Source organism: Mesoplasma grammopterae ATCC 49580 (genome assembly GCF_000701525.1).
GTDB lineage: Bacteria > Bacillota_I > Bacilli_A > Mycoplasmatales > Mycoplasmataceae > Mesoplasma > Mesoplasma grammopterae.
Genome location: NZ_JNJC01000001.1, coordinates 204,743 through 229,092, shown reverse-complemented (window position 1 = coordinate 229,092; position 24,350 = coordinate 204,743). Strand labels below are relative to the sequence as shown.

Sequence of the window (24,350 nt, the reverse complement as noted above, 5' to 3'; positions counted from 1 at the left end):
AAATGAATCCAAAAACTTATGAAGCATTGGAAACAATGCAAAAAAGGGTTGATCAAATAGATAAAGATTTACAATCAGAAGAAATTGTTTCAGATGTTAAAAAAATGTTAGAACTTAACAAAGAAAGAGCAAATTTAATCGAAGTTGTAGAAAAATTTATTGAATATAAAACAATAATTCAATCAATTGCTGATGCTAAAGAAATATTAGGTAATGAAAAAGATGCTGAAATGATTGAACTAGCTAAAATGGAATTATCAGAAAATGAAGATGCTGTTGATCCTATTGTTGCAATTATTGAAGAATTGCTTTTACCAAAAGACCCCAACGATGACAAAAACGTTATTGTAGAAATTAGAGGTGCAGCAGGTGGAGATGAAGCAAATATATTTGCTGGTGATCTACTAAGAATGTATAAACTATATGCTGAAACTCAAAATTGAAAAATTACAATGCTTGATGCAAACTCTTCAGAAGCTGGTGGTTTCTCACAAGTTTCTTTTATGGTTAAAGGTGACAGAGTTTATTCAAAATTAAAATTTGAATCTGGAGCCCACAGAGTACAAAGAGTACCAAAAACTGAAGCTAAAGGTAGAATTCAAACTTCTACTGCTACAGTTGCTGTTTTACCTGAAATGAGTGATGTTGAAATCGAAATCAAAAACAGTGATTTAAGAATTGATACATATAGATCATCTGGAGCAGGTGGTCAACACGTTAACACAACAGATTCAGCTGTTCGTATTACTCATATACCAACTGGTGTTGTTGCAGCTTCTCAAGATGGAAGAAGTCAGCATGATAATAAGGATATAGCTATGACAATGCTAAGAGCAAGAATATATGAAGCAGAATTAGAGAAACAACAAGCAGAAGCTGATGCAACACGTAAGAGTGCTGTTGGTACAGGAGCTAGAAGTGAAAAAATAAGAACATATAATTATCCACAAAATCGTGTAACTGATCATAGAGTAGGTTTAACACTAAACAAACTGGATCAAGTTATGGAAGGAAAAATTGATGATTTTATTATTGCCTTAGTTAATGATGAACAGCGTCAGAAAGTTGAAGCGCAATTACAAGATAATGAATAATGTAAATATAAAAATTGCTTTAGATTTTCTTTTAGAAAATAATAAAATTGGAAAATCGGATGCTATTGAAATTATTTCATTTATTACAAAAATTGAATATTCAGAAGTTTTATTTTCACAAGAAAAAGTTTTAAATAAAAATCAATTTAAAAAAATAATTAAAATTTCTAAAAAGTTAGCTAAAGGGAAACCTTTAGCTTATATTTTAGGATACAAAATTTTTAGAAACCATAAAATTTTAGTAAATAAAAATACTTTAATACCAAGAATGGAAACTGAACTTATTGTTGATTATGTTAATGAATTTATCAATTCTCAAAATGAAAAAATTTCAGTATTAGATCTTTGTTGTGGTTCAGGTTGTATAGGAATTTCTATTGCTATAGAAAACAAAGAAAGAATAGAAAAAGTTACATTCTCAGATATTTCTAAAAAAGCGTTAAATATAACTAGTAAAAATATTGAAAATAATAATTTAGTAAATTGTACAAAAGTTGTTAAAAGTGATTTCTTGAATTCTATTATAAAACAACAAAATAAATTTAACATTCTTGTTTGCAACCCACCATATATTGATTTAAATGATATTGATGTAGATAAAATGACAAAAAAATATGAACCAAAATTGGCACTTTTTGCAAAAGACAATGGACTGTTTTTTTATAAGGAAGCAATTAAAAATATTGATAAATTTATGGATATTACAAAAAATATACTAATTGTTTTTGAAATAGGATGAAAACAAGAAAAAGAGCTAGATGTCTTTTTAAAACAAGAATTAGGTTTAAAATATAAATGAAAGTTTGAAAAAGATTATTTTAATAATTTAAGATATTTAATACTTACTAAGTAGGAGATAAGATGGAAAAAAAGATTGAATTTAAAAGTAAATTCAGACTTAACTTTGCAATAAAAGACAAAGTTGCTTCTGTTCAAGAAAAAAATGCACACTTGTATAAGGTTGCTATTTTTAGTATGTTTATTTTTTCAGTTTTAATGATTCCTACGTATATATTTAGTTGAATAGTTTTTTCAGATATTAATTTAAAAATTTATTTTGATAATTGAAATGCACTTTCAGAATTTCTTTGACTTCCGTCTAAAATTGAAATTTTAACACCTGTTTACATAGGATGAGGCTTTTTCATTGCAACATTAATTGGCTTTATTTTATTAAAACCTTTTCTAACTGCAGCTGGTGTAAATAACAAGTATAAAACAAGTTTTTGAATATTTGTTATTTCTTTTGGAATTATAGCTGCTCTTATGTCTTCAATAGCTCAGTATGAATTTGCTAAATTTCAAGAGTTTTTTACATTTGAGTCATTAATAGGACAAATTGATAATGAATATGTTAAGTCTGTTCCAGACGTTATAAGCGAAATTTCTAAACAGTTTACTGCAAATAAAGATCAAGCGTATAAATGAGCATCTGAAGATTCTATTTGATGAATATTATTTATTCAAATAATTGCAATATTTATGCTTTCATTAAGTATTCAAAATGCAGTAATAGTAGAAGCAGAAAGCTTAAATATTAATAAATATATTGACTATATTAGTAATAGAAAAAAAGAATTAAGTCAAAATAGAATGAAATCGTTTTTAACAAAAATATTTAAAAATTCAGACAAGAACATTTCAAATTGGACAATGTTTGCTGCAGCTTGTATTCTTTTACCTCAGTTTGTCTACGTTATAACAATTTCTTTTGACACAACAAAAACTTCTATATTAACAAGAACGGTTCATGTCTTACCAGAGTTATTAAAAAGATATGGAATTGATGAAGGACTTTCTCAAACAAGTTTTTCAGATATTTTAAAATATGAAAAAAATTATTTTATATATTGTTCGCTTCCAATAATAGGATTAGGTACAACTATGGCAACTTTTATGTACTTTATCTCAGTATCAATTAGAGGAGAAAATAAATCGCAAAATTTATTTATTACTCAGTACTTCATTATATATACAAACTTAGTTTTAATTACATGTTTAAACATAATATCAAAAGTACAGGTTGGTAATTTAGTAGAAGCCTGAAATTTACAAAGTGAAAATGGTGTAACTGCAGGCAATGCTTTCATAAACGCAATAAAAGGAATTATTGGCAATGATAGTGATTATGAAGTTATCGAAAAAGCTTACAATTTAAATTTAATTGATGGTCATGTAGGATTTTTATGAGAGAAAACAGTTAACGTTATTGCAGAATCTATAATTTTATTTGGAATATTAATCTCTTCGTTTTTAATAATTGGATTCAATATTATGAAAACTACTATATTTAAAAAGAGAGTTGGTGCTCAAATTTTATTTTCAGAAATTTTAGCTAAAAGAAGAAAAGGAAATAAAAATGTTAAGTAAAGATTTAATAATTAAAGCAACAAACGCTCTTATAGAAAATGAAATAATTATTTTACCAACTGATACTATTTATGGATTATCAGCGATTTGAAATTTTGAAAATGAAAAAAGAATAAATGGTCTAAAAAATGCAAACAAAGAAAAACCTTTAATTGTTTTAATATCAAACATAGAACAGCTAAGCATTTTGGGTATTGAAGAAAATAAATTTGTAGATTTATTATTTAATGAAAGTACAACAGTTATTTTTAAAACAAAAAGTAATAATAAAACTATAGCAGTTAGATTAATAATTAGAAATGATATAAAAAAAATTATTGAAAAAACTGGACCGATATTTTCTACAAGTGTTAATTTACATGGAGAGCAACCAATAAATGAGAAAGACGAATTAATTAATTTTGATAGTTCAATTAATGTTTATTTTGATAAAGTTATTACAAACAATAAACCATCAAAAATTTATAATTCTATAACAAATATATGAGTACGATAAAATCAAAATTTAATATCAATGATATTTCAGAGTATTTTGAATTTGATGATAATTCTTCAAGTTTTAAATTAATTAATAGCGTTGATTACAATGATAAAAATTTCAATTTAACTTATTACGTTGATGAAAATCAAAAATTAATTCTTGATTCAATTGATGATCTTTGTCAAAAAGAATTTCCCTTTATTCAAAGCCCATCATCAAAAATTCTTGAACAAATATTTTTAAGAAACAAAATAGCAAAAGAATTAATAATAAATTCCGTCGTTCAAAGAAAAGCTGAGTTTCTTAAATTTGAAAAAAACGATGAAGATCATAAAGTAGCAATAAACATTGCAAAGTCAGTTGTACATGATTTAAATAAATTTATATATAAGCATAAAATAAACCATTCATTAGCAAATATAATGCTAGCGAACTTAGAATCAAGCTTGAACTTTTATGGAAAAATTGATTTACTATTAAAATCAAATGATAATTGATTTCTATGCATATTTAAGTTTAGTAAATCTCCTTATGAAGACAAATATAAATATGAAGCTATGCTACAAAAGAAATTAATTGAAAATAACTCAGAGATAAAGAATATAAAAATATTTGTCTTTAATCCATTGTCAGACATTGTAATAAAACAAATAAACCTTTAATATAAAGGTTTTTTGCATGCTTTAGCAAAATTTAACTATTCTATTTATTGTTAAACTGTTATATAATTAATTAGTAATTTACATATAGAGGAGTAGTTCGCATGAGAGACACTTATGATATTGTTTTTGATCACAAAGATAATAAACACTTCAACCAGGATTTAAGCAACTTAATCAAAAGATCATCAAATAATAATTTTGAAAAATGATTGTTCAAAGATAAACAATTAGAAAATTTTTCACCTATCACAATCGTTAATGAAAAAAATGAAATAATAGCAGCATTAGGCATCTTAAAATTTGATGTTTTTATTAGTGGAGAAAAATGTAGCGCAGTTCAAGTTGGGAATTTCTTTATTAAAGAAGCTTTCATTGAAGAAAATCTTGAAGAGATTTTAATTGAAGCAGCTATTTATAAATATTCAAATTTAGTTGATATTTTAATTTCTTATTGTGGAGTAAAAGATGAAGAAGTTTTAATAAAATCTGGATTTGAAAGAAAACAAGAATATTTATTTTTTTTACCTTGAAATAATAGAGAAAAACAAGAATCTTCAAAAATCATTAAACTTGATTTATCTTTAGCACATGATTTTGAATTAGTTAAGGAAGCTATTTTACACTCAAGTAAACAATCAAGTATATTAGATACAAAAGGTGATAGCTTAGTTAAATTTCATAATATTCAAAAACACTTTGAAGACGACTTATGATATATACCTTCATTACAAACAGTTGTTTGTTTTAGAATTAAAAATGGTATATTTGATTTCATTGGATCATTTTCTTCACACAACATTGATTTAGAAGAACTTTTAAAAATAATAGTTCCAAATGGTATAAAAAGAGTTGATTTTGGTTTTATGCCAGATATTAAAGAAGGTATTCACATAACTAAAACAGATACTTTTGTTAAAACAGGTTTAGATATGCACTCATGTTTATACTTAAAAGAAGTAACAACAGGATTAAAAGATAAGAAATTCATGTTCCCACTTCTTTCAAGACAAAAATAAAACAATGAACACATTGGCATGTTAGCTGATTGTGTTTTTTTATTTTAAAAGAATATAATTATTAAAAAAGCAAAGGAATTTTTCAAATGTTTAAAACTACAAAAAGTATTAAAGGGCAAAAGCATTTCATTAAATTAAAAAGCAAAGAAATTAATATATGACTAATTGAGCACGGAATTACCAAAAAAGAAGCTAAGGTTTTAGTGGAATTTGCTCATGAAAATATAATACTTAAAGTTTTTTTAAATTTAATAAGCCTAGAAGGAAAAAATAAAAATCATTTTATTAATGAAATGATTCACATTATACTTTACTCAAGACTTCTTTACACAAATCTTGATGCTGCTGAAACAAAACAAATTAAAATTGAAAAACTGAAGATAACAAAAATCATTGAAACTATATTACCTTCAATTGGAACAAATGTAGAATTTAAAATTAATTATGAAAAAGAATTGTTTAATAGTATAAAAACATTTTCTAATTTCTCAGATGAAATTATCAATAAAAGAAAACATTTTTATTATTCAGAAATAGGTAAAATATTTTCAAAAATATCAGAAGATAAACCAGATGCTTATTATAAATATGGATATTTACTTTCAATGTATATAATCACTTATTTTGAATCTGATTTTGAGGAAAAAATAAATACATACAATAACTTTTTATTTAAACTTGAATTAAATGATTTACTTTGTGAAATAACTCAAGAGATTTCGCCATTTTATTTTAATAGTATTATTTCAAAATTAAATAATTGATTAACAAGTAAAAGTAAAATGTTTAGATTTAAGGAAGGTGCATGATAATGAAAAAACCATTTGTAGCGACAGCTTCTTTAATTGCAATGTTTAGCATTGGTGGTGCTTTATATGTAGCAATCAACTTATGCTTAAATTTCTTTATGCCTACACCATTACCATTTATATTTTTTATATCAGTAACTCACATAGTTTCAATGGTATGAGCAATTGTTGTTTTATGTAATAGAAAACGAAGAATTGAAACTAGAATTAGATGAGCTATATTTATAATAATAATTCCATTCTTTGGAATTATGTCTTACATTTTTTTAGGTAGAGTTTATAAATATAATAAAAATAAAAATTATTTATATAATAAAAATTCAGTTAGTGCTTTACAACCGAAAGTACAATATGACATTGAAAATCTAAAAGAAATTGAAAGACTAAATCCAGAGTTTAAAAGATCATTTATGATGACTTTTGAACAACAAAAAGAAGGTATTTATGCAAATACTGAAGTAGAATATTTAAAATCAGGAAATGAATATTTTTCAAATTTATTAAATGATATAAAAAATGCTAAAGAGTATGTAATGATTAATTGTTACATCATTTCTGAAGGTGAATTTTTGAATAAACTAACAAATTTACTAGTTGAAAAAATGAATGAGGGCGTTAGAGTATATATAATTTACGATTTCTTAGGTAGTTACGGAAGATTTACAACAAGTAAAAAAAGATTAATTCAAGAGGGCGCAAACTTAATTGCTTATTCACCAATTCATTTCCCATTTTTAAAATGGAATGCAAATTATAGAGATCACAGAAAAGATATTTCAATTGATGGACAAATAGGATATTTAGGTGGAGTTAACATTTCAGATGAATACATAAACAAAAGTGGGGTTTTTGGTTTCTGAAACGATTCGGCAATAAGAATTATTGGTGAAGGTGTTCAAGAAATTGAATCAATATTCCAAAAAGACTGAAATTTTTATGCAACTAAAAAGCAAAAGAAAATTGAAAAATTGGAACCTAAATTTGGTAAAGCAATCAGAAAACGTTTTAGAACTGATGAATTTATTCAAGTAGTTTCTGATGGACCAAATCATGACAGACCTATTTGTTTAGAACTATTATTAAATTTAATTCACTCAGCACAAAATAGAATTTGATTAAAATCTCCTTACTTTATACCACCTCCAGAAATTATAAATGCATTATGTAATGCTGCTTCTACTGGATTGGATGTTCGAATTTTATTACCAGGAAGATCAGACAAATTCTTATTGTTAGAAGTTTCAAAACAATGAACTAAAAAAATGTTTGAAAACGGCGTTAAAATATATTCAATGAATGATACTTTTATACATGAAAAAGCTTATATTTTTGATGAATCTATATCATTTACTGGAAGTTCTAATCTTGACTATAGAGCTTTATTTTGCGATCAACAAACAATGGCACTAATAAGATCAAATAATATGAATAAAAAGATTGAAGAAAAAATGATTCACGACATGGATAAATCATTTGAATATAAATTTATGCCAAACAAAGATTTACCATTGTGAAAAAGAGCTATTGTTAAAGTCTATAATATTATGGCCCCACTTTTATAAGGAGTTTTATGAATATAGAAAAATTAGTATTTAATAAAATTAATAAATCTTATCAAGGTTTTAAGATGCTAGATGCATTTATGTTTGATGCTGATTTTAAGAAATTTAAGTCAATTAACTTAAGAATTGAAAATATAGCACAATTACAAGAACTAATAAAAATAGTAAAACAATGTAAAAATCATAATTTAATTGCTTTTGAAGAAATATTAAAAAATTTGGAAAACGATCTGCTTTTTTACAAAAAAGCATTATCAGTATATTTTAAAGATTCTGAAAATATGAAAAATTTTTTAAATGAAAGTTTTGAAAAGATTTTTATTGTTGCTTATAAAGAAAATAAAGATTTCATTTTAACTTCAAACGAGGAGCTACCGCTTTTTATAAAAAATACGAAGCAAAAAGAGAAAGAGTTTAGTTTATTAGAAAAATCTGAAGTGTTAACTTCATTGTTGAATTTAATAAGTTCAACAAATAAAACAAAATTAAACTTAGACCTAAAGAACAATTTTGAAATTATTTCAACGTTAGTAGAAATAATAAATTTAATATAAAAATATGCACTTGTTGATATAAGTTTGAACTTTTAATCAATTAAGTGTATAATTTATTTATGTGAGTTCAACACACACGGAATTGTGAAAGGAGGAAATACAATGCCAACAATCAATCAATTAGTTAAAACAAACCGTAAAGCTAAAACTTGAAAAACTAAAGCGCCTGCTTTAAACAGAGGGGTAAACTCATTGAAAAAGAAAGTAACTAAAGTTTCTGCACCTCAAAAAAGAGGAGTATGTACTCGTGTTGCTACAATGACACCTAAAAAACCCAACTCTGCGTTACGTAAATACGCTCGTGTTAGATTAACAAACGGAATGGAAGTTAATGCATATATCCCAGGAGAAGGACATAACCTTCAAGAACATTCAGTTGTTTTAATTCGTGGGGGACGTGTAAAAGACTTACCGGGAGTACGTTACCACATTATTCGTGGAACATTAGATACTCAAGCAGTTAACAACCGTAAACAATCTCGTTCTTTATATGGAGCGAAAAGACCTAAAAAATAGTCTAATTAAATTTAGAAGAACCGTGAAATGAACCACAAATAAGTATCACAAAATAGAAAATCAAGAAAGGAGTCAAAACTATGCGTAAAAATAGAGCAGAAAAAAGAGATGTTTTAGCAGATCCAATTTATAACTCAAAATTAGTTACACGTGCTATCAACAAAATTATGTTAGATGGTAAGAGAGGAACAGCTCAAACAATTATTTATGATGCATTTGACATTATCAAAGAAAAAACTGGTGAAGAACCAATTGAAATTTTTAACAAAGCTATTGAAAACATCAAACCGCACTTAGAATTAAAAGTTCGTCGTATTGGGGGAGCTAACTACCAAGTGCCAGTTGAAGTTTCAGATGAAAGACAAGTTACATTAGCTTTACGTTGATTAATTAACTATGCAAGATTAAGAAATGAAAAAGTTATGACTGTTAAGTTAGCTAACGAAATTATTGATGCATCAAACAACATGGGTGGATCAGTTAAAAAACGTGAAGATACACATAAAATGGCAGAAGCTAATAAAGCGTTTGCACACTACCGTTGATAAGATCAACAATTATTTTATTTAGATAGGGGGCAAAATTATGCCAAGAGAATTTAGTTTAGAAAATACTCGTAACCTTGGAATTATGGCTCACATTGATGCTGGGAAAACTACTACAACAGAACGTATTTTATTCCATACAGGTAAAATTCATAAAATTGGTGAAACTCATGAAGGGGCTTCACAAATGGACTGAATGGCACAAGAGCAAGAACGTGGTATTACAATTACTTCAGCTGCAACAACTGCATTCTGAAAAAATAACCGTTTCAACATAATTGATACTCCAGGTCACGTTGACTTCACTGTTGAAGTTGAACGTTCATTACGTGTTCTTGATGGAGCTGTAGCAGTTCTTGATGGACAATCAGGAGTTGAACCTCAAACTGAAACTGTTTGAAGACAAGCAACTACTTATAGAGTTCCTCGTATTGTTTTTGTTAACAAAATGGATAAAACTGGAGCAGATTTCATCTACTCAGTTAAATCAATCGGGGATCGTTTAGGAGCCAAAGCTGCTCCAATTCAATTACCAATCGGTGCTGAAGATAACTTCACAGGAATAATCGATTTAGTTGAAATGAAAGCTTACGAATTTGACGGAAAAGCTGAAGAAATTGCTAAAGAAATTGAAATTCCTGCAGATTTAAAAGATCAAGCAGAAATTTTAAGAAGCGAATTAGTTGAAGCAGCTGTTGAATACGATGAGGAATTAATGATGAAATTCTTAGATGGTGAAGAAATCACTATTCCTGAATTAAAACAAGCAATCCGTAAAGGGGTTATTGGTGCAGAATTCTTCCCAGTTTTAGCGGGATCAGCTTTTAAAAACAAAGGTGTTAAATTATTATTAGACGCAGTTGTTGATTATTTACCTTCACCATTAGACGTTCCTTCAATTAAAGGTGTTTTACCAAATGGTGAAGAAGCAGAAAGACATGCAGATGACAATGAACCATTCTCAGCTTTAGCTTTCAAAGTTATGACTGACCCATTCGTTGGTAAATTAACATTCTTTAGAGTTTACTCAGGTATTCTTACAAAAGGAAGTTATGTATTAAACTCAACAAAAGGTGATAAAGAACGTGTTGGACGTATTTTACAAATGCACGCAAACAACCGTAACGAGATTGAAGAAGTTTATGCTGGAGATATTGCAGCTGCTGTTGGATTAAAAAATACTACAACAGGTGATACTTTAGTTGATGAAAAACATGAAATTATTTTAGAATCAATGGTGTTCCCAGAACCAGTTATTCAATTAGCTTTAGAACCAAAAACTAAAGCGGATCAAGAAAAAATGGGATTAGCATTATCAAAATTAGCAGAAGAAGATCCAACTTTCAGAACATATACTGATGAAGAAACTGGACAAACTATTATTGCTGGTATGGGTGAATTACACTTAGATATTATTGTTGACCGTATGAGACGTGAATTCAAAGTTGAAACAAACGTTGGAGCACCTCAAGTTTCATACCGTGAAACAATTAAATTACCAGCAAAAGCTGAAGGTAAATATGTTAAACAATCAGGAGGACGTGGGTCATATGGTCACGTTGTTATTGAATTCGAACCAAACGTTGATAAAGGATTTGAATGAGTTGACAAAATTACTGGAGGACGTGTTTCTAAAGAATATATCAATGCTGCACGTGTTGGTTTAGAAAACGCACTTACAAACGGGGTAGTTGCTGGATACCCAATGATCGATGTTAAAGCAACAATCGTTGATGGATCAATGCACGACGTTGACTCAAACGAAATGGCTTATAAAATCGCTGCATCATTTGCTTTAAAAGAAGCATGTAAAAAAATGAATCCAGTGATCTTAGAACCAATCATGAACGTTGAAGTAACTGTTCCAGATGAATACTATGGAGATGTAATGGGTAACATTTCATCAAAACGTGGATTAATCGAAGGATCAGAACAAAGAGGAAACGCACAAACAATTAAATCTAAAGTTCCTCTAACAGAAATGTTTGGTTATGCAACAGAATTAAGATCATTCACACAAGGACGTGGAAACTATACTATGATTTTCAGTCACTATGCTGAAGCACCTAGATCTATTGCAGAAGAAATTATTAAAAAATCAGGTAAGTAGTAATTTATAATTGCACTTATTGATGTAAAAAGTTAAAATATTCTTAATTAATAAGAATAAACAACGCCCCTACGGGGGCGGTAAAGATACTAGAAAGTAAATCTAATATCGCTAGATATAAATAAAGGAGAAATACAAAAATGGCAAAAGAAGCTTTTGACCGTAGTTTACCTCACGTTAACATTGGTACTATTGGACACGTTGACCACGGTAAAACTACATTAACTGCTGCTATTACTAAAGTTTTAGCAGATAAAGGTGGAGCAGAATTTAAAGATTACGCAAATATCGATAACGCTCCAGAAGAAAGAGAACGTGGAATTACAATTAATACTTCACACGTTGAATATAAAACAGAAAACAGACACTACGCACACGTAGACTGTCCAGGACACGCCGATTATGTTAAAAACATGATTACAGGTGCTGCTCAAATGGATGGTGGGATCTTAGTTGTTGCTGCAACTGATGGACCTATGCCTCAAACTCGTGAACACATCTTATTATCAAGACAAGTTGGAGTTCCAAAAATTGTTGTTTTCTTAAACAAATGTGACATGGTTGATGATGAAGAAATGATCGACTTAGTTGAAATGGAAGTTAGAGACTTATTATCAGCTTACGACTTCGATGGAGACGGAGCACCAGTTATCCGTGGATCAGCTTTAGGAGCTTTAAACGGAGAAGCTAAATGAGTCGCTGCTATTGAAGAATTAATGGCTGCAGTTGATGAATACATTCCAACTCCAACTCGTGATTCAGATAAAACATTCTTAATGCCTGTTGAAGACGTTTTCACAATTACAGGACGTGGAACTGTTGCTACAGGACGTGTTGAACGTGGAACAATTAAAGTTAACGAAGAAGTTGAAATCGTTGGTTTAGTTGAAGAAGCTAAAAAAACTGTTGTTACTGGATTAGAAATGTTCAGAAAATTATTAGATTTTGCTGAAGCTGGAGACAACGTTGGAGCATTATTACGTGGTGTTGATAGAGAAAGTATTGAACGTGGACAAGTTTTAGCTAAACCTGGAACTATTAAACCTCATACTAAATTACAAGCATCAGTTTATGCTTTAACTACTGAAGAAGGTGGACGTCAAAAACCATTCTTTAACAAATACCGTCCTCAATTCTACTTCCGTACAACTGATGTTACTGGTGAAGTAATCTTACCTGCAGGAACAGACATGGTTATGCCTGGAGATAACGTTGAAATGACAATTGAATTAATTAAACCAATTGCTGTTGAAGATGGAACAAAATTCTCAATCCGTGAAGGTGGAAGAACTATTGGTGCAGGAACTGTTATTTCAGTTCAATAATAACAAAACAAAAAATTGCTTAACGGCAATTTTTTTTGTTATTATTAGAAAAGAAAAGGTGGAAATATGCAAACAAGAAAAACGTTATATTTAATAGGAATAATTTTAAATATTGTATATATGGGATTTGCTGTTTTAATTGCTTTGATATATGGATTAATTGGAATTACAGCTAATCCCATAATTGGAGTAGTTTTATTGGTTATATTCTTAGTTCCTTTAATTTGAACTATACCAATGACTTTAGCAGCAAATAAAGCATATAAACAAGTTGGAACAGAGGAAGAAGCACCTCATGTTGCTTTATCAGTATGTACATTATTATTTGTTAATTTAGTATCAGGTATTCTATTTATAGTAGCATCAGTAATGTTAACAGACGAACAAGATAAATTGAAATTAGAAAATAAAACACCAGTTGAGTAAACAGGTGTTTTATTATTTTTTATTCAATTTCTTTTATTCATCCAAAAGTTCTTTGAACTGCACTATTTCAACCTTTAATTAATTTTTCTGATTCTTTTTGTTCAATTTGACTTGTTAATTCAAAATCAATTTTATAGTTTGTTTTAATGTCCTCAATTGTTTTTCAATATCCAACAGCTAGTCCTGCTAAATAAGCAGCTCCCATTGCTGTAGTTTCAACATTTATTGGTTTTATAACTGTTGATCTACTAATATCAGCTTGAAATTGCATCATAAATTTATTGTTACTTGCACCTCCGTCAACTCTAATTTCACTTAAAGGTGCTTTTATGTCTTTTTGCATTGCACTAATAACATCATTTGCTTGATATGCAATAGCTTCCAAGGTTGCTCTAACAATATGTTCTCTTTTTGTCCCTCTATCTAGACCAAAAATTGCTCCACGAGAATAAGAATCTCAATAAGGTGAACCAAGACCTGTAAATGATGGAACAACATAAACTCTTCTATCATCATTTACTTGGCCAGCATATCATTCAGTCTCAATTGCATTATAAACAATTCTTAAATTATCCCTTAATCATTGGACAGCTGCACCTGCAACCATTACAGAACCTTCTAAAGCATAAGTAATTTTATCTCCAATTGCTACACCAATTGTTGTAAGCAAACCATGCGTTGACATAATTTTTTTATCACCCGTGTTCATTAAAATAAAACATCCAGTTCCATATGTTACTTTTGTTTCTCCTGGATTTAAACATAGTTGTCCAAAAAGAGCAGATTGCTGATCCCCAATAGAAGAACAAATTTTAAATTGTGTTTCATCATTTTTTGAAAGTAACCCTTTAAAAGTTTGACCATAAACTTCTGAACAAGATTTAATTTCAGGTAGCATATTTTTTGGAACATTAAATAAATCAAGTAATTCATCATCTCAGTCATTTGTATTAATATTATAAAATAATGTTCTTTGTGCATTGGTATGGTCTGTAACAAATACTCCCCCCCCAGTTAATTTATAAATTAATCAAGTATTAATAGTACCAAACATTAATTTTCCTTGATTAGCAAGTTCTCTGGCGCCTTTTACATTATCTAAAATTCATTTAACTTTTGTTCCCGAGAAATAAGGATTAATTATTAAACCAGTTTTATCTCTAATTAAATCCAATTCTTTTCGCCCAAATTTTTCACAATAATCAGCAGTTCTTTGATCTTGTCAAACAATCGCATTATAAATTGGTAAACCTGATTCTTTATTTCAAACCACGACTGTTTCTCTTTGGTTTGTTATTCCAATTCCATCAATTTGAGAAGGACTAATGCCTGATTTATTTAAAACTTGTATTAGTGTTGTTCTTTGAGTGTTTCAAATTTCAACTGCATCATGCTCTACTCACCCTTCTTTTGGAAAGTGTTGAGTAAACTCCATTTGATCAACAGCAATGATGTCTCCTTTTTGATTGGTTACAAGCGAACGTGCACTTGTTGTACCTTCATCTAAAGTTATAATATATTTTTCCATACTATCTCCTTTTATTTATATATTAATGGATTCTTTTCAATAGGATCTCAATTTATTCTTTCTGTTAATTTAGTTTCTTTCATAAGTAGTTCAATAACTAAATCTGCAATAGCTGGCGCAGAAGAAAGACCAGGAGATTTCATACCAGCAACATTTATAAAAGAACTATCATTAATTGCTGGTTTAATTCAAAAATCATCATTTTTAGGTTCTATAGGTCTACTTCCAGAAAAACTTAAGCATGTTTTTTCCATGTTAATTGTGGGAATTAGTTTTTTTCCAATATTACCAATTAAATCATATTTGTTTTTTGTTATTAGTCTTGTATCTTCTTTAGGGACAAAATCTTCACTAGTGGGCCCAACTAAAATATGTCCATCTAATGTAGGAGCAACAATAACACCTTTACCATGTATTGTTGGAACCATAAATACTACAGAGTTAACAATTCCAGATTCTGTTTTTTCTAGAACTCTATATTCTCCACGTTTTGTAACCAAATCAAATTCATGATGACCAGCCATTTTACTAATAACATCTGCATAATGCCCAGCGACATTTATAATTATTTGAGAATTTATACTTTCTCCATTTTTTATTTCTATTTTAAACAAACTATTTTTCTTAGAAATAGCAATAACCTTTGAGTTCAATTTTAATTCAACTCCATTTTTAATTGCATTTTTCATAAGAGTTTCAGTTAGCATAAATGGATCTACTGCAATTGATGAATTACAAAGTAAAGCGCCTTTAATTTCAGAAGAAATATTAGGTTCTTTTTTTAAAACTTCTTCTTTTGTTAAAATTTTTATTTCATCGGAGCTTAGGCCATTTGTTAAGCCACGTTTATATAGCATATCTATATGTTCTAAATCTAAATCATCAAAACCAACAACTAGAGAATCGATTCTTGCATAAGGAAAATCCATTTGTGAAATTCAATCTTCATATCTTTTTTTACCTAATACATTTAATTTAGCATTTAGCTTCCCTGGAGTTGGATCAAATCCACCGTGGACTAAACCTGAATTACCAGTTGATGTTTCTAAACCAACTTTCAAATTTGATTCAAGAACAACAATTTTTTTATTGTATTTTGAGAGCTCCCTAGCAATTGAAGAACCAATTAATCCTGCGCCAATTATACAAATATCATATTTTTTCATTTTTTACCTGTTTCTATTAAATTAAGAAAAATGAACCTACAATTACTGCTGCAGCAAGTGGAGCTGCAACAGGTATTCAAGCATATCCTCAATCAGATTTACCTTTATTTTTAAAAGGCATTAATTGATGAACAACTCTTGGTGCTAGATCTCTGAATGGGTTTATAGCATAACCTGTTGTTCCACCAAGCGATAATCCAATACCTAAAATAACCAAACCTACTAAAACTGGAGCATAGAATGAAGGTAGTCCAGTATTACTATTAAATTTACCAAATGATAAAATAGCTAAAATTAGTAATGCAGTCCCTAAAAACTCCATTGCAAAGTTAGTGATTTTGTATCTTTCTGTTGGAATTGTTGAGTGCATTCCAAGTACACTTAATTTATCTTCAATTGTTCCACTTATCAAAGTTTTTTGTATATGCTTGTAGTAAACAAAATTTACTATTAATTGCCCTATTGCAGCTCCTATAAATTGAAAAATTATTACTAAGAAGAACATTCCAACTGGTGACATACCAGTATAACTTCCTAATCCTAAATTCCCTGATTTATCAGCTATTGCAAGAGCAACAGTAACAGCCGGATTAAAATGAGCAACTCCACCTAACGCATTTGCAATAAGTGCGCCAATTGTAACTGCCATTGCTCATCCAATTGTTATTGCAACAAGTCCTCCGTTATTTCCTTTTGTTCCTTTTAAAACAACATTGGCAACTATTCCATTACCCAAAATAATTAAAATTGCAGTACCTAAAAGTTCTGTTAAAACTAATGTATATCAATTCATAATTAAGTCATCTCTTCTTTTCTATGTACCATAATAGATACAAACTCATAATAACAAATTAAATTATTTTTTCCAAGTAATCTATAAAAAATTGGAAAAAATTACTTTTTGGAATTTTTTTGTGTTTTAATATATTAAAGAGAGATAAAAAATAATTTGTTGGAAAGGAAACAATTTATGTTTTTAGTAGCACATAGAGGTTTTAGAGCACCAGGAAGAGAAAATAGAATGATTGATTTCACTGATGCATTAAAAACCTGCAAAGGGGTAGAATTTGACATTCGCTTGACGAAAGATAAAAAAATAATAATATTTCACGATCATAATTTAAAAAGAATTGGTAAAGTTGATAAAACAATTAAAAGCCAAACATTTAATGAAATTAAAAGTATTAAATTTTTTAAAGAACATCCAGAAAATATACCCCCTTTATTTATAGAAGATTTTATTCAAAAAATTTCAAATAAATATGAATTTATAAATGTTGAAATTAAACCAGATAGAAATACTAAAGAAGAATTTGAAATTATTAAAAATGCTTTGGAGTTATTAAGAAAAAAAACAAAAGCTGAAATTGTTGTTTCATCTTTTGGATATGAGGCACTAAAATTTATATCAAATTTAGATTCAACTAAGTTTAAAAAAGGATATTTAACTGAATATGTTAAAAAAGTTGATTTTAATTTAATAAAAAAATTTGATTATTTGCACCCATATGTTGGAAATCTAAAATCAACTGATTCACCTAAAATTGTAGAGAAAATTAATTTGCCTATAAATGTATGAACTTTTAAAAATGATAAAGACGCTGAAATAATTTATTTAAAATACAAGAAAAAATTAAATTCATTTATTAGTGATAAAAAAGATTTAAAGATAGATTTTAAATAAATATTAGAAAGAAGGGATTTTTATCTTTACGAAGAAAAATACAATAATGGGTATTAGTAAAAAGACATTCACCATAATTGCAATTTTGGCAATGGCTGATGTATTAGTAATGGCTGTACCCTTTTATTTAAAAAATGTTATATCATCAGTAGTTATTTCTGAATCATTAGGAATTCTACCTTCACAATTTTCACAAGCAAATTCAATTTATGGCTATGTATCATTGCCTAGTTATTTTATTGGTGGTTGATTTGCAGATAAAATAAGTTTAAAAAAATTAACATTAGTTGGTTTAGCATCAATTGGTGTTGTAGGTTTGTGATATGGATTTATTCCTTTTATTGCAACTGCTAAAGTAATACAAGTTTATTTAATATTTGCATTGTGAAGTTTTATCACATGCTTTATATTTTGAGCTGCACTTTGAAAATTACTATCTGAACAAGGAAAACCAGAAGAAAATGGAAAACTAAATGGTATTCATGGAAGCTTGAATGGACTTATTGGAACAATTATTATAGCTATTGCTTATTTAGTATTTTTCCTTTTTGGAACAGTTTGAAAATCTTCGTTAGGTGATTGAGCATTTCCAGCCTTAGTATTTATATTTACTGGTTTTATAATTATCAATTGTTTTTTAATATTCTTTTTTGTACCAGAAGATAAAACAACAAAGAAAGATGGAGAAAGTGACTTTTCACTTAAAAGTTTTAAAAACATTTTAGGTAATTGAAAAATTTGGCTAGTTTCAATATTAATTTTGGGTGTTTATCTATATCAAAGTGGGTTATCAATTTTCGTAACTTATATGCAAGATGTACTATTAATAACTGCGTCATTAGTTGTTGTTTTTGGAATTTTGAGAACATATTTATTTAGATTTTTCTTTTCAACATATTTTGGAAAAATGGCAGATAAAAGTCAAAAATACATTTTGTTTATAATTATTGGTTTAGCGGTTGCGTCTGTACTATGTTTAATTGCAGTTATTGTACCTGGATTTACTGAAAGTAGTTTTACTAATATGTCAAAAGGATCAAAAACTTTGGTTCAAATTTCAGTAGTAACAATGTATTTAGGATTGGGTATAACTTGTTGAGCACTTGTAACAAATAGATGAGCAACAATTTATGTTATTAATATAAGTCAAAAAGATTATGGTATGGCTGTAGGATTTATTTCTTTAATTGCTTTCTCAGCAGATGCTTGATTCTGACAAATAGATTCAATTTTATTAAAAAATTTAGGAACAGAAGCAGGCCATGTAGATAATAAATTAGCAAATCAAATAAGCATAATGATTATATTATGTTTTGGTCTATTAGCTATGATAGCGGGAGCAATATTAATTTATGCAACAAAGAAAGAAAAACAAAGAAATGAAGGAAAACAAGTTTTGACAAACTAAAAAGTTTTGAATAATAGCAATTTTAGCAACTGCAGATGTTTTAGTTTTTATATTCCCTTCATACTTAAAAAATGTTATTAATACTGAAATTATTTCTTTAAATTTGGGCATTTCCCCATCTCAACTAGCACAAGCTTCAGCAGTTTATGGATATGTGTCATTATTTATTTATTTTTTTGGTAGTGTAATAGCTGATAAAATAAGTTTAAAATGACTTACTATCACTGGACTAGCAGCATTTGGCATATCAGGTGTTTGATATGGTAGTGTTGGTTTAACTGCTGGAGGAGGAATTATTTTTGATATTGAAAATAATGTTGCAGTTTTGAATCCGATAGGCCAATCTAGTAGATATACACAGGTTTTAATAATTTATGTTATTTGAGCTTTTGCCAAAATAATATTTTGGGCACCTTTGTGAAAATTATTATCACAACAAGGAAAACCAGAAGAAAATGGAATTCTTAATGGTATTCATGGAAGCTTGAATGGACTTATTGGAACAATATTTGTAGCAGTAGGTTTTATTATTTTTATAGTATTAACTCCTATTTTTGTCAATAAAAATAGTACTTCGACATTAGCATTTTCATTAATGTGCTATTTGTTTTGTTTATTAATATTAATAGATGTCTTACTTTTGATATTCTTTGTTAAAGAGAAAAAAGGAGAAGCTATAAGTAAAGATTTCAATATTAAAGAAGTAGGTAAAGTTTTAAAAAACTATAAAGTTTATTTATTAGCATTATTAGTTATGGGTGTTTATATGTATCAACAAGGTTTAAGTGTATTAATTCCTTTTATGAATACTGCCTTGCTTATTAGTGCAAGTGTAACCTTTGTTGGAGGACTTTTAAGAACTTATCTATTTAGATTATTTTTCTCAGCTCCGGCTGGAAAAATAGCAGATAAATCTGGTAAGTACATAAAGTTTTTAGTTGTAGGATGTATAATTTGTTCACTTTTAATGTTGCTTATAATTTTTTTACCAGGGTTTAAAGTTGGCGGATTTGTAAATCAATCAACTACAATAAAAATACTTATTCAAGTAGTTGTCTATTCATTTTTCTTATGTATGGGAGCTATTTGTTGAGGGCTTGTTACAAATAGATGAGCAACAATATATGAAATAGGTATTGATCACAAACAGTATGCTACAGCAGTAGGTTTAGTTTCAGTAATTGCCTTCTCTCCTGACGCTTGATTTTGACAATTAAATTCATTATTTTTAGAGAAATACAAAATCGAAACTGGCGTAAACGGTATTTATAATTATCAATTAGCTTATCAATATTCAATGATATTAATTGTAGCGGGAGGTATATTAGGAATCATATCTGGATTAGTGCTTATGTATATGATTAAAAAGGACAAAAAACGAAAAAAATTAAACAAATATTAAAAAATGGAGTAATCCATTTTTTATTTAAAACTATTTTAAAAGCTTGCTTAATGTATCACCAAGACCGCCATCTTCATTTGACAAATCAGTTATACCTCATGCAATTTCTTTTAGTTTTGGATTACCACTAGTTAATGCAATTCCATGACCAACTGTTTTTATCATTTCAAAATCATTCATTTGATCTCCAAAAGCAATGACGTCATTAATATTTTTATTATAGTATTGTGCAACCATTTCAGCAGCAAATCCTTTATTAACAAATTTATTTGTAATTATTAAAATAGGCTTTTCTCCAATATTTTCAATACCATAAATTAGATTTGATTTTACTTTAACTGCATCTCCAAATTCATCATTTAAAGTGTCAACAACATTAAAGAAATTTAAATTAGTATTTAATTTAATAATGATATTACTACATGGACCATTTCAATCTTTTAAAATATTTCCTTGAACAGGTTGTTCTGCATTTGAATCAACAACGAAAAAGTTATCAGCTGGATTTTGTATCATATTTGTATGATAATACTCAACAATAATATTTTCGATCTTGCCTTTTAAAATTGGATGTCTTAATATGCCTTTTGTAACTTCTTCACTTATTGGTAAAACTATTCTTTTAAAATTTCTGTGAACAGGATCAGATATATGACCTCCATCTAGTGTTACTAATAAACTGTCTAATTCTAATTCATTGTAGATATGTAATGTATCTTTTAAACTTCTACCAGTGCAAATGCAAACTGTATGCCCGTTTTTTATTGCATTTTGTAATGCATTTTTAGTAATTGGATTAATTGATATATGATCATTTTTTAATGTTGTCCCATCTAAATCAATTAGTATTAATCTCTTTTTATTTTTGTCTTTTAATTGCATAAGTTTACTTTCCTTTCCAGAATAAGTAGATATAAATATATTTTATCAAAATTTAGATAAAAATATTTTCTCTTTGATTTTGTTAAAGGTTATAATTAATTTTAAAGGACTGATATTTAATGAAAAAATTAACAACAAATGAAATTAGAAAAATGTGATTAGATTTTTTTAAAGAAAAAAAACACCATTTTTTAGAACCAGTTAGTTTAATACCTGTAGAAGACCCTTCATTACTATGAATTAACTCTGGTGTAGCGACACTAAAACCTTATTTTGATGGAAGAAAAACACCGCCTTCACCTAGGCTAACTAACTCACAAAAGGCAATTAGAACTAATGATATTGAAAACGTAGGTGTTACAGCTAGACACCATACAATGTTTGAAATGTTAGGTAATTTTTCAATTGGAGATTATTTTAAAAAAGAAGCAATATCATTTGCATGAGAATTATTAACAAGTGATAAATGATTTGCTATTCCTGTAGAAAAATTATATATAACTGTATTTAACGAAGATATTGAGGCATATGAATATTGAATTAATGATATTGGAATTAAACAAGACCATATTTTTAAATTAACAAGAGATACAAACTTTTGAGACGTAGGTCAAGGACCTTGTGGCCCAAATACTGAAATTTTCTTTGATCGTGGGCAAAAATGAGATAAAGAAAATATTGGTCCAAGATTATTAGCTGAAGATATTGAAAACGATAGATACATTGAAATTTGAAATATTGTTTTCTCTCAATTTAATAATGATGGTTTTAATAACTATTCAGAGCTACCGAGAAAAAATATAGATACTGGTGCTGGCCTAGAAAGAATAGCCTCTATTTTTCAAGATACTCCAACAAACTTTGAAACAGATATTTTCTGACCAATAATTAAACAAATTGAAAATATTTGTGATGCTAATTTCAAATACTCAATTGAAAATTATTTTGATGAAAAAGCAGAGCAAACTAAAATTAATACAGCTTTCAAAGTTATTGCTGATCATATAAGAGCAACAAGTTTTGCTATTGCTGATGGTGTTTTTCCGGGTAACAAAGATAGAGGATATATAATTCGCCGTTTAATTCGCCGTGCTTTAATGAAAGGTATGGAATTAGGTATTAATGGTCCATTCTTAAGCACATTAGTAATAAATGTTATTGATGTCATGAAAGATTTTTACCCATATTTATTAGAAAAACAAAATTTAATTGAAACAACAATTTTAATTGAAGAAGAGAAATTCTTAAAAACTTTATCAAAAGGTTATGAAGCATTAAATAAAATGATTGAAAACGACAAAAAAGTAACAGGTAAAAATGCATTACTTTTATTTGAATCATACGGTTATCCAATAGAGCAAACAATTGAAATCGCTGAAGACAGAAAAGTTAAGGTAGAAATTGAAGAATTTAATAGTTTATTAGAACAAGCAAAAGAACAAGCTCGTAATGCGAGAAAAGATTTAAAAGCTTGAGATAAACAAAATGAAATCTTTACAGAAATAAATGTTGATTCAGAGTTTACTGGTTGAGAAGAAACAAGCCATAAAAATGCAAAAATTGTATATATATTTACAGATGATGAAATTCTTACTGAAGCTACAGATAAAGAAGTTTATGTTATCTTAGATAAAACTCCTTTTTATGCTGAAAAAGGTGGCCAAGCTGCTGATAAAGGTTATTTAGTAAATAAAGAAGCAAGATGCGAAGTAATTGACACACAACAAGGACCAAACCATCAACATATTCATAAAATTTTATTAGATGGTTCAATCAAAATTGGAGATCAAATCGATGCATTTGTAGATGAAACAAAAAGAACATTAACAATGAAAAATCACTCGGGTACTCATTTAATTCACTCTGCATTAAGGATTGTATTGGGAGAAACTGTTATGCAATCAGGTTCATATAATGATGAACATGGATTACGTATGGACTTCACATATAATGACTCAATAAAAGCAGAAGAATTAATTGCATCTGAAAAATTAGTTTTAAATAAAATTAATGAAAAAATAAACAGAGAAGTTTATTTCTGCTCAATGAAGGACGCAGTAAGCAAATATGGTGCATTAGCATTCTTTACTGAAAAATATGATGACATTGTTAGAGTTGTAAAATTTGGAGATTTCTCAAGTGAATTATGTGGTGGTACTCATGTTGATAATACAATTGACATAGAAGACTTTATGATAACAGGTTTAGAATCAAAAGGTAGTGGAGTTTACAGGGTTAAGTGTTTAACATCAAAAAAAGCAATTAATGAATATTTAAATACAGAATTTAATAAACTTTTAAAATTGATTCAAGAACAAAATTCTAAATACGAAAATTCTAAATTAATTCAGGCTGACCAAAATATTGAAAATATTGTTAAAGAGTCACTTACTAAAACAATATCAAAAAAATCAATTCAAGAATTAAAATTCATATTAGAAAAGTTATCAGCTGCTTTAAAAATATATGAAAGAAAAATTGAAGATTTATTAACTTCTAAAAAATTAGAACAATTTAAAGTTTTTGAACCTATAACTAATGACAAAGGTGTAGGAACAATTGAACAACAAGTGAATGGTTTAAATATTAAAGATATGAAAAATCTTGTAGATGAGTACAAAAATAAATTTGAAAAATTAATTATAATATTAACTTCTGAAACTGAAGAAGGAAACTTTGTGGTTGTTGGAGTTAGTGAAAAAATTCAAAGTGAATATTCAGCTATAGAAATATTTAAAAACTTGCCAATTTCTCCAAAAGGAGGAGGAAACTCAAGTTTAGCGCAAGGAAAATTTTAATATCTAAAATAC

Annotated in this window: 22 protein-coding genes; 18 read left to right on the top strand and 4 right to left on the bottom strand. The window is 28.0% G+C overall.

All coding sequences use genetic code 4. The annotated features are described in order from the left end of the window. Positions 1-2 precede the first annotated feature (2 nt). The 14 genes from prfA to T314_RS0101025 all read left to right on the top strand — a co-directional run bounded on the left by prfA (position 3) and on the right by T314_RS0101025 (position 13,470). On the top strand, positions 3-1,094 hold the full coding sequence (gene prfA / locus T314_RS0101090) for a peptide chain release factor 1 (protein ID WP_029511811.1): 1,092 nt from the start codon (positions 3-5) through the stop codon (positions 1,092-1,094). Continuing rightward, a complete protein-coding gene (prmC, locus tag T314_RS0101085) occupies positions 1,087-1,947 on the top strand; it encodes a peptide chain release factor N(5)-glutamine methyltransferase (RefSeq protein ID WP_051612872.1) in 861 nt (286 codons plus the stop codon). The genes prfA and prmC overlap by 8 nt, the downstream gene beginning before the upstream one ends. 8 nt (positions 1,948-1,955) lie before the next feature. Further along, a complete protein-coding gene (locus T314_RS0101080; RefSeq protein ID WP_029511809.1) occupies positions 1,956-3,464 on the top strand; it encodes an LTA synthase family protein in 1,509 nt (502 codons plus the stop codon). After that, positions 3,454-3,960, top strand: a complete 507-nt coding sequence (locus T314_RS0101075) for an L-threonylcarbamoyladenylate synthase (protein ID WP_029511808.1) — start codon at positions 3,454-3,456, stop codon at positions 3,958-3,960. Before T314_RS0101080 ends, T314_RS0101075 begins: the two co-directional genes overlap by 11 nt. After that, positions 3,948-4,607 carry a hypothetical protein gene (locus T314_RS0101070; protein WP_029511807.1) on the top strand — a complete coding sequence of 220 codons (660 nt, stop codon included), beginning with the start codon at positions 3,948-3,950 and terminating at the stop codon, positions 4,605-4,607. Before T314_RS0101075 ends, T314_RS0101070 begins: the two co-directional genes overlap by 13 nt. A gap of 101 nt (positions 4,608-4,708) precedes the next feature. Continuing rightward, a complete protein-coding gene (locus T314_RS0101065; RefSeq protein WP_029511806.1) occupies positions 4,709-5,623 on the top strand; it encodes a hypothetical protein in 915 nt (304 codons plus the stop codon). Between the two features lie 86 nt (positions 5,624-5,709). Beyond that, on the top strand, positions 5,710-6,435 hold the full coding sequence (locus T314_RS0101060; RefSeq protein WP_029511805.1) for a P-loop NTPase family protein: 726 nt from the start codon (positions 5,710-5,712) through the stop codon (positions 6,433-6,435). Further along, on the top strand, positions 6,435-7,994 hold the full coding sequence (cls, locus tag T314_RS0101055) for a cardiolipin synthase (RefSeq protein WP_029511804.1): 1,560 nt from the start codon (positions 6,435-6,437) through the stop codon (positions 7,992-7,994). Before T314_RS0101060 ends, cls begins: the two co-directional genes overlap by 1 nt. Before the next feature lie 8 nt (positions 7,995-8,002). Further along, complete coding sequence (locus tag T314_RS0101050) at positions 8,003-8,548, top strand: hypothetical protein (RefSeq protein ID WP_029511803.1); 546 nt, start codon at positions 8,003-8,005, stop codon at positions 8,546-8,548. 102 nt (positions 8,549-8,650) lie between these two features. Then, positions 8,651-9,064, top strand: coding sequence for a 30S ribosomal protein S12 (gene rpsL, locus T314_RS0101045; RefSeq protein WP_011183521.1), 414 nt, complete (start codon positions 8,651-8,653; stop codon positions 9,062-9,064). Between the two features lie 80 nt (positions 9,065-9,144). Next, positions 9,145-9,612, top strand: a complete 468-nt coding sequence (rpsG, locus tag T314_RS0101040) for a 30S ribosomal protein S7 (RefSeq protein ID WP_011183520.1) — start codon at positions 9,145-9,147, stop codon at positions 9,610-9,612. A gap of 37 nt (positions 9,613-9,649) precedes the next feature. Then, entirely contained in the window at positions 9,650-11,719 is a 2,070-nt protein-coding gene (gene fusA, locus T314_RS0101035) for an elongation factor G (RefSeq protein ID WP_011183519.1), read from the top strand. 140 nt (positions 11,720-11,859) lie between these two features. Then, the gene (gene tuf, locus T314_RS0101030) at positions 11,860-13,044 is read left to right on the top strand and encodes an elongation factor Tu (protein WP_029511802.1); all 1,185 of its coding nucleotides are present in this window, start codon (positions 11,860-11,862) and stop codon (positions 13,042-13,044) included. A gap of 66 nt (positions 13,045-13,110) precedes the next feature. After that, on the top strand, positions 13,111-13,470 hold the full coding sequence (locus T314_RS0101025) for a hypothetical protein (RefSeq protein ID WP_051612871.1): 360 nt from the start codon (positions 13,111-13,113) through the stop codon (positions 13,468-13,470). Positions 13,471-13,489: 19 nt separating this feature from the next. Here T314_RS0101025 and glpK read toward each other — a convergent pair whose 3' ends face one another. Genes glpK through T314_RS0101010 form a run of 3 tightly spaced genes read right to left on the bottom strand, consistent with a single transcriptional unit; the run spans position 13,490 to position 16,957 of the window. Then, complete coding sequence (glpK, locus tag T314_RS0101020) at positions 13,490-14,998, bottom strand: glycerol kinase GlpK (RefSeq protein WP_029511800.1); 1,509 nt, start codon at positions 14,996-14,998, stop codon at positions 13,490-13,492. 11 nt (positions 14,999-15,009) lie between these two features. Beyond that, complete coding sequence (glpO, locus tag T314_RS0101015; RefSeq protein WP_029511799.1) at positions 15,010-16,164, bottom strand: type 2 glycerol-3-phosphate oxidase; 1,155 nt, start codon at positions 16,162-16,164, stop codon at positions 15,010-15,012. A 16-nt stretch (positions 16,165-16,180) separates the two neighbouring features. Next, entirely contained in the window at positions 16,181-16,957 is a 777-nt protein-coding gene (locus T314_RS0101010) for an MIP/aquaporin family protein (protein WP_029511798.1), read from the bottom strand. A gap of 177 nt (positions 16,958-17,134) precedes the next feature. On the opposite strand from T314_RS0101010, the gene T314_RS0101005 reads away from it, so the two are divergent. The 3 genes from T314_RS0101005 to T314_RS0100995 are packed head-to-tail and all read left to right on the top strand — an operon-like array spanning position 17,135 to position 20,658. Further along, positions 17,135-17,848, top strand: coding sequence for a glycerophosphodiester phosphodiesterase (locus T314_RS0101005; protein WP_029511797.1), 714 nt, complete (start codon positions 17,135-17,137; stop codon positions 17,846-17,848). Positions 17,849-17,894: 46 nt separating this feature from the next. Continuing rightward, the gene (locus T314_RS0101000) at positions 17,895-19,256 is read left to right on the top strand and encodes an MFS transporter (RefSeq protein WP_234014030.1); all 1,362 of its coding nucleotides are present in this window, start codon (positions 17,895-17,897) and stop codon (positions 19,254-19,256) included. Then, entirely contained in the window at positions 19,201-20,658 is a 1,458-nt protein-coding gene (locus T314_RS0100995) for an MFS transporter (protein WP_051612870.1), read from the top strand. Before T314_RS0101000 ends, T314_RS0100995 begins: the two co-directional genes overlap by 56 nt. Positions 20,659-20,688: 30 nt before the next feature. Here the strand turns inward: T314_RS0100995 and T314_RS0100990 are convergent, their stop codons facing one another. Beyond that, positions 20,689-21,540 carry a Cof-type HAD-IIB family hydrolase gene (locus T314_RS0100990; protein WP_029511794.1) on the bottom strand — a complete coding sequence of 284 codons (852 nt, stop codon included), beginning with the start codon at positions 21,538-21,540 and terminating at the stop codon, positions 20,689-20,691. Between the two features lie 119 nt (positions 21,541-21,659). Between T314_RS0100990 and alaS the strand changes: the two genes are divergently transcribed. Further along, positions 21,660-24,338: an alanine--tRNA ligase gene (gene alaS, locus T314_RS0100985; protein WP_029511793.1), complete on the top strand. Its 2,679-nt coding sequence runs from the start codon at positions 21,660-21,662 to the stop codon at positions 24,336-24,338. Positions 24,339-24,350: the final 12 nt, after the last annotated feature.